This is a genomic window from Streptococcus sp. P25B114, from assembly GCF_053010325.1.
The window spans coordinates 1-636 of record NZ_JBRKNW010000045.1 but is presented as its reverse complement, the minus strand read 5'-3'; the positions used below and the strand labels follow the sequence as shown (position 1 = coordinate 636).

7 tRNA genes are annotated in these 636 nt (G+C 51.4%); all 7 read left to right on the top strand.

Annotated features, from left to right (window positions below):
- Positions 1 to 73, top strand: a tRNA-Lys gene (locus tag ACVC7T_RS10950).
- Between the two features lie 3 nt (positions 74 to 76).
- A tRNA-Leu gene (locus ACVC7T_RS10945) sits at positions 77 to 158 on the top strand.
- Between the two features lie 15 nt (positions 159 to 173).
- Positions 174 to 246, top strand: a tRNA-Thr gene (locus ACVC7T_RS10940).
- Between the two features lie 15 nt (positions 247 to 261).
- Positions 262 to 333: transfer RNA gene (locus ACVC7T_RS10935), tRNA-Gly, on the top strand.
- A gap of 7 nt (positions 334 to 340) precedes the next feature.
- A tRNA-Leu gene (locus tag ACVC7T_RS10930) sits at positions 341 to 424 on the top strand.
- Between the two features lie 17 nt (positions 425 to 441).
- Positions 442 to 515, top strand: a tRNA-Arg gene (locus tag ACVC7T_RS10925).
- A gap of 46 nt (positions 516 to 561) precedes the next feature.
- Positions 562 to 635 (top strand) — tRNA-Pro (locus ACVC7T_RS10920).
- Position 636: the final 1 nt, after the last annotated feature.

The following is a 636-nucleotide window of genomic DNA, read 5'->3' as shown; positions in this document are numbered from 1 at the left end:
GACTCGTTAGCTCAGTTGGTAGAGCAATTGACTTTTAATCAATGGGTCGCTGGTTCGAGCCCAGCACGAGTCATATGCGGGTTTGGCGGAATTGGCAGACGCACCAGATTTAGGATCTGGCGCTTTCGGGCGTGGGGGTTCAAGTCCCTTAACCCGCATAAGAATAATAGTAAGCCGGCTTAGCTCAGTTGGTAGAGCATCTGATTTGTAATCAGAGGGTCGCGTGTTCAAGTCATGTAGCCGGCATTAACTGAATAGGTTGCGAACGTAGTTCAGTGGTAGAACACCACCTTGCCAAGGTGGGGGTCGCGGGTTCGAATCCCGTCGTTCGCTTTGAGAGGCCGGGGTGGCGGAACAGGCAGACGCACAGGACTTAAAATCCTGCGATGGCAACATCGTACCGGTTCGATTCCGGTCCTCGGCATGGCCGTATTATAGGAAGCACCCTTAGCTCAACTGGATAGAGTACCTGACTACGAATCAGGCGGTTAGAGGTTCGAATCCTCTAGGGTGCATGACTCGCTTAATGCTTCATTAGGGGAGCTTTATTTTTAGTGATAACGGGAAGTAGCTCAGCTTGGTAGAGTACTTGGTTTGGGACCAAGGTGTCGCAGGTTCGAATCCTGTCTTCCCGAT